Origin of the sequence: Paracoccus aerius (assembly GCF_014656455.1) — a bacterium.
Taxonomy (GTDB): Bacteria; Pseudomonadota; Alphaproteobacteria; order Rhodobacterales; family Rhodobacteraceae; genus Paracoccus; species Paracoccus aerius.
The window spans coordinates 1-6,139 of the sequence record NZ_BNCL01000056.1 but is presented as its reverse complement, the minus strand read 5'-3'; the positions used below and the strand labels follow the sequence as shown (position 1 = coordinate 6,139).

Below are 6,139 nucleotides of genomic sequence, written 5' to 3'. Positions count from 1 at the left end.
TCAACACCATCGAAACCGATCAGCAGGCGCAGGCAGTAGCTTAAACATCCCCGAAAACTGTCCAAGGATCGGGGAGTAGCTCAAAGTTCAAGGTGCAGCCAAGTTTCTGGATGAATTGATCGGCCAGCAGTGAAAGTCGGTACACTTTTCGCTGTGTGACAGAGGTGGTCGCAGAAATTCAGACCAGTTGCTAAGCTTTGGCGATTGACGAAGGACTGATCCGCATGACGAAACGGAAGCGCTTAATTATCTACAAGCGGCCAATCTCCGACTTGTATAGCAACAGGTTGCCTTCACCCAGATGTTTGGTAACTGCCGGCACTGCTTGGGTTGAGTTGAAGCGTGGCACTGGTTCGGTTGAGGTCAAATCCTGCCCCCGCAACCAGAAACACACCGCATCAGCACACCAAAAAACCTCCCCCCGGGAGGCACTTTGCGTTTAATGGATGTGTCAACAGGGTGTCAGCAAAAGGCGGGCGGTTGATGGCATCAAATTGCCGGACTGTGTTCGGCGAAGGTGTGCAGTCTCAGGATCAGCGACATCGACAGCGACCGGAAGCTGATCCATGTCAAACAGGGCAAGGGCGGCATAAGGAACGCAAGGTCATGCTGTCGCCCAGCCTGCTGGAGTTGTTACGCCGCTATAGGCGCGAGGTGCGTCCTGACGGCCAGACTCTTCCCGGGCCTGCCAAGCATCAGCCCGATCTCTCCGCGACAACTGCACCGGTCACTCACCTCGGCCAAGAATATGGCAGGGGTGAAGAAGGCGCCACGCTGCACATCCTGCGCCACAGATTTGCGACGCATCTGCTGGAGACGTTCTTCAAGACCATCCAATCGGAACTGATCCGGCTTGTCGCATGGCAGACCCGCGCACAGGCCGAAAAGGCCGCCGTCAGCCACATCGACGGGTTCCATAACCCCGTCAGGCGACAGTCATAGCCCGCCTTCCAGAGCCCGGTCGCCGTCGAGCGAGACACACGGGAAGTAACCTGAACGCCCTCCATGATATCGGCAAGTTCAAACAAACTGCCGCAACGCGCCTAAAAAAGAAGACCACGCAATCCTGGAAACTGCTTGACTGAAGTCGATCATTGGGTCAATAAATCATCATCAGTTGAGGAGTTGAGTCGATGGAGGAGCCTCAGGCTCTGGCCGCCTTTGCGGCTATGTCCCAGGAGACGCGGCTGCGCGTGGTGCGGTTGCTGGTTCAGGCCGGGCCGGACGGCATGGCGGCAGGGGCGATCGGGGAAGCCCTCGGCGGCGCGACGACCTCGCGCTTGTCCTTCCACCTGAGCCATCTTGAACATGCCGGACTGATCCGGTCCCGGCGCGATGGGCGCTACATCATCTACAGCGCTGTTTACTCCGCCTTGGCCGGGCTTGTCGGCTTCCTTTTGAAGGACTGCTGTCAAGGCCACCCCGAGATCTGCGCCCCTGCTGTCGAGGCGCTGACCTGTGCCTGCGGCTGCAACCCCACCCTGACCGAAAGCGCCTGACCTATGGATGTCGTCATCTACCACAATCCGGGCTGCGGCACCTCGCGCAATACGCTGGCGATGATCCGCAATGCCGGCATTGAGCCGCATGTCATCGAGTATCTGAGATGCCCACCCTCGCGCGCCATGCTGGAACAGTTGATCGCCCGGATGGGGATCGCGCCGCGCGACCTGCTGCGCGAGGAGGGCACGCCCTATGGCGAACTCGGCCTGGACGACCCCTCCCTGTCCGATGCGGCGCTGCTGGATGCAATGATGGCGCATCCGATCCTGATCAACCGCCCCATTGTGGTCAGCCCCAGGGGCGTGCGGCTGTGCCGGCCTTCGGAACAGGTGCTCGATCTGCTGCCGCCGCAGAAATCCGCCTTCAGCAAGGAAGACGGCGAACAGGTCGTGGATGCGCAAGGCAACCGCACCCGCTCCGCCTGACAAAAGGATATTGCGATGACCTTTCCACGTCCTGCGAGCCGGCTTTCCTTTCTCGACCGCTACCTGACGCTCTGGATCTTTGCGGCCATGGCGCTTGGCATCGCGCTCGGGACGATCTTCACCGGCCTGCCGGACTCCTTGAATGCCATATCGGTCGGTTCGACCAACATCCCGATCGCCATCGGCCTGATCCTGATGATGTATCCGCCGCTGGCGAAAGTGCGCTACGAGGAACTGCACCAGGTTTTTGCCGACAAACGTGTCCTAGTGCTGTCGCTGGTTCAGAACTGGATCATCGGGCCGGTGCTGATGTTCGCCCTGGCCGTGATCTTTCTGCGCGATCAACCCGAATACATGACCGGCCTGATCCTGATCGGCCTCGCCCGCTGCATCGCCATGGTGCTGGTCTGGAACCAGCTTGCGCGCGGCGACAACCAGTATGTCGCGGGACTCGTGGCCTTCAACTCGATCTTCCAGATCCTGTTCTTCTCGACCTATGCCTGGCTGTTCCTGACCGTGCTGCCGCCGCTGTTCGGGCTTGAAGGCAGCGTCATCGACGTGGGATTCTGGACCGTGACGGAGGCTGTGCTGATCTACCTGGGCCTGCCGTTCCTGGCCGGCTTCCTGACCCGGCGCATCCTGATCGCCCGGAAAGGGGGGGATTGGTATGAGGACGTCTTTCTGCCAAAGATCAGCCCGATCACGCTGGTGGCGCTGCTTTTCACCATCGTCGCGATGTTCAGCCTCAAGGGCGGGGACCTGGTGCGGCTGCCGCTGGATGCGGTGCGGATCGCCATTCCGCTGGTGCTGTATTTCGCCATCCAGTTCCTGCTGAGCTTCGCCATGGGCCGGATGATCGCCCGGGACTACCCGCGCACCACGGCCATCGCCTTCACCGCGGCCGGCAACAACTTCGAGTTGGCGATTGCCGTGGCCATTGCCGCCTACGGCCTGGCCTCGCCGGTGGCCTTCGCCGCGGTGATCGGCCCGCTGGTCGAGGTGCCGGTGCTGATCCTGCTGGTCAACGTCGCCCTTCGGCTTGGCAGCCGCTGGTTTTCTGACACTGCCCTGCACAATGAGGCCCGCGCATGATCGCGGACCTGCCGAACCTCTCGGCCGACGCTCTCCGCCAGCCGAGCCTGCCCTTGGTGCCGCGCACGGGCCACCCGCCGCGCATCCTGCTGCTCTATGGCTCACTGCGCGAACGCTCCTACAGCCGCTTCGCCACGCTGGAGGCCGAGCGCCTGCTGCGTCACTTCGGCTGCGAGACGCGCGTCTTCCATGCCAATGGCCTGCCGTTGCCAGACGACGCCGAGGCCTCGCACCCGAAGGTGCAGGAGCTGCGCGACCTGTGCCTCTGGTCCGAAGGCCAGGTCTGGACCAGTCCCGAGCGGCACGGCGCCATGACCGGGGTGATGAAGTCCCAGATCGACTGGATCCCGCTCTCGATGGGGGCGATCCGGCCCACCCAGGGCCGAACGCTTGCGCTGATGCAGGTCTCGGGCGGCTCGCAAAGCTTCAACGCTGTGAACCAGATGCGCGTCCTTGGCCGCTGGATGCGCATGGTCACGATCCCGAACCAGTCATCTGTCGCCAAGGCTTATGACGAGTTCGATGAGGCTGGCCGGATGCGCCCGTCGAGCTACTACGACCGGATTGTCGACGTGATGGAGGAACTGGTGAAGTTCACGCTGCTGACGCGCGACCTCTTAGACGTCCTGACCGACCGCTACAGCGAGCGGAAGGAAACGGCGGCAAAGCTGGAAGCCCCAGTGAGCCTGAAAGCCGCCACCTGATGAGGGCCATCCGCCGCTGGCCGGTCGTCTCAAGCCTCGGCATCGTCCAGATCCTGGCGTGGGGCAGCAGCTCTTATCTGATGGCGGTGCTGGCACAGCCGATTGTCACCGATACCGGCTGGCCCTTGCCCTGGATAGTCGGGGCTGTCTCGGCGCTTGCCTGTGCAGGGCTGGCGTAACCCTTTGTTGGCCGCATGATCGCAGCAATGGCTGGCATCCTATTCGCGCGGCAGGCTGCGCGCTATACGCCGTTGGTCGCATGATCTGCGCTGCCGCACCTCGGCTTCCTGGCTGGTGCGCCATCGGCCTCGGGACGAGTGCCGGGCTTTACAATCCCGCCTTTGCCACGCTTGCCGGTCTTGCAAGGAACAAACCCGAAGCGCACCCACCGCACTGACCCTGTGGGTGGATTTGCGAGCACCGTCAAGCTGGCCACCTTCAACATGGCTGTTTGGGCAGTTGGACTGGCGGAGAAGGGCAGCAACCATGCGGTCCTGCATCTGCTGGTCAGCCTGCCGCTGATCCTGCAATTGATTTCCGACAGGCCCCGGGCTGCTGTGAATGCAGGTCGCGAGGCCCAGGACGTCATGCAACTCCACCGCGCCGAGCAACGGACCTTCATGATCATGGCGGCCATCCTCGTGACCTTCGGCCTGGCTGTCACCATTGTCTCGATGCATCGGCTGACCTTGCTGCAGGCGCAGGGGCTATCGCTTTCCGATGCTTTGGCAATCGGGTTGTGGTTCGGACCGGCCCAGGATGTGCCACGCAGGGTCGAGATGGCGGGATGGCGTCGTCATCACCCGGTCCTTGCTTCTTGCCTGCGGCAGCGTAGCGGCTGGCGCCGCAAGGTCAGGAGGGGTCGCGCCAAAGCCCCGACAGAACCGTAACAAGAGAACTAGAGGGAGTTCTCAATCCCTGGTTGTTAAACGACCGTCAATCTGGTATTATGAGCATGCTTATGCCTGGTCAAGCTTGGCCGGCCCTCGATTGACATTCTGTCGTCTGAAAAGGTTGTCTTCATGCATGTCCAGCCCCTCAGGGTGGTTTCGGGCCATATTTCAATCGCCCATGCGGTTCGAAGGCCATTGCTCGACATAACATGCCTCTCCGTTCAAGCATCCGCTGCCGTCTGGCCAGCGGTGAATGGCGTCTGTCACCGAGCAGCAATTTAGAAGAAGGCCGGCACGCCCGGCGCTGATTTGCAATTCCATCCCTGGGTCAAGAAGGATAGAACATGCCGACGACGTTCAATTGGATTTACCTTGGTATTCCGCGTAACGCGGCTGGAGCCATTGTTGTCCTCGATCCCACCGAAAGCACAGCGGGCTCGGAGAACGCAAGCCAGTTGTTGACGGCACAAAGCGGGCTTGGACCACGTGTCTTTGGTTCAGCCGGATCGCCGCTCTACAACAGCATTACGTCGGCAACGATGATCAACCGGTCGGGCGACCCCGCTCAGCTTGATACGAACACGGCGTCCGGCAGCCTAGTCGATCAGTTCTCAACCAACATCGGAGCAGGTACGCAGACCTACAACTTCGATGCACTTGTGTTTTACACGGGCACTGTGACCTATGTTGACGGTACGACGGCATCGAATGTGGTGTTGCAGGTCGTTCAGGCAGAATCCGGTGAAACATTCCTTGCGCCGCCTGCATCCACAGCCACCAACGCAGCGTTGACGGCTAAGCCCATCAGGTCTATCCAACTGGATGCTGTGTCCAGTCCCAACGCCAGCCTGCTCGTGGATCGTCAACTAGGGATCTTCGATGACGGAGTTATCGACGGGACCAGCGGAAACGATTCGATTGGTCCTGGCTATGTCGAGCCAGGAACCGGCGGTTCCGATCAAGTGGATGGCGGCGACGGCCTCAGCAGCCCTGCAACGGGTTATAACGATGACGTGATTCGGGCAGGGGATGGCAATGACACCGTCAGCGCTGGCCTCGGCAATGACAGCGTCGATGGCGGAACCGGCGACGACATCATCAATGGCGGTGCAGGAAGCGATACTCTCGTCGGCGGAATCGGCGCAGACACCATCGATGGCGGGACCGAGGCTNTCGGGGCCGACACCATCACCGGGGGCCTTGGCAGCGACACGCTGTCTGGGGCTGCGCTGGCGGGCGCCTCGACGGTGGTGTTCAACGGCGGCACCGGCACCTTCGCCAATGGCGGCAGCACCGCCAGCTTCAACACCATCGAGGCCGTGATCACCGGCGCGGGCGCGGATACCATCGATGCAGGCGACGGCAACGACCTTGTCAACCTGACGGGGACCTTCGGGGCCGACACCATCACCGGCGGCCTTGGCAGCGACACGCTGTCGGGGGCTGCGCTGGCGGGCGCCTCGACGGTGGTGTTCAACGGCGGCACCGGCACCTTCGCCAATGGCGGCAGCACCGCCAGCTT

The 6,139-nt window shown here is 61.7% G+C and carries 8 protein-coding genes; all 8 read left to right on the top strand.

What is annotated here, in order from left to right:
* Positions 1-606: 606 nt before the first annotated feature.
* Positions 607-942 (top strand): hypothetical protein, encoded by a 336-nt coding sequence (locus IE224_RS21540; RefSeq protein ID WP_202380218.1) that lies wholly within the window; start codon positions 607-609, stop codon positions 940-942.
* A gap of 191 nt (positions 943-1,133) precedes the next feature.
* The gene (locus IE224_RS20380; RefSeq protein ID WP_167621400.1) at positions 1,134-1,499 is read left to right on the top strand and encodes an ArsR/SmtB family transcription factor; all 366 of its coding nucleotides are present in this window, start codon (positions 1,134-1,136) and stop codon (positions 1,497-1,499) included.
* Between the two features lie 3 nt (positions 1,500-1,502).
* Positions 1,503-1,928: an arsenate reductase (glutaredoxin) gene (gene arsC / locus IE224_RS20375; RefSeq protein ID WP_191313312.1), complete on the top strand. Its 426-nt coding sequence runs from the start codon at positions 1,503-1,505 to the stop codon at positions 1,926-1,928.
* A gap of 15 nt (positions 1,929-1,943) precedes the next feature.
* A complete protein-coding gene (gene arsB / locus IE224_RS20370; RefSeq protein ID WP_191313310.1) occupies positions 1,944-3,020 on the top strand; it encodes an ACR3 family arsenite efflux transporter in 1,077 nt (358 codons plus the stop codon).
* Entirely contained in the window at positions 3,017-3,724 is a 708-nt protein-coding gene (arsH, locus tag IE224_RS20365) for an arsenical resistance protein ArsH (protein ID WP_191313308.1), read from the top strand. The genes arsB and arsH overlap by 4 nt, the downstream gene beginning before the upstream one ends.
* Complete coding sequence (locus tag IE224_RS20360) at positions 3,724-3,903, top strand: hypothetical protein (protein WP_191313306.1); 180 nt, start codon at positions 3,724-3,726, stop codon at positions 3,901-3,903. The genes arsH and IE224_RS20360 overlap by 1 nt, the downstream gene beginning before the upstream one ends.
* 222 nt (positions 3,904-4,125) lie before the next feature.
* Positions 4,126-4,614, top strand: coding sequence for a hypothetical protein (locus IE224_RS20355; RefSeq protein WP_191313305.1), 489 nt, complete (start codon positions 4,126-4,128; stop codon positions 4,612-4,614).
* 347 nt (positions 4,615-4,961) lie between these two features.
* Positions 4,962-6,139 (top strand): calcium-binding protein (locus tag IE224_RS20350; RefSeq protein ID WP_268246576.1); only part of this gene is annotated, 1,178 nt, incomplete at its 3' end.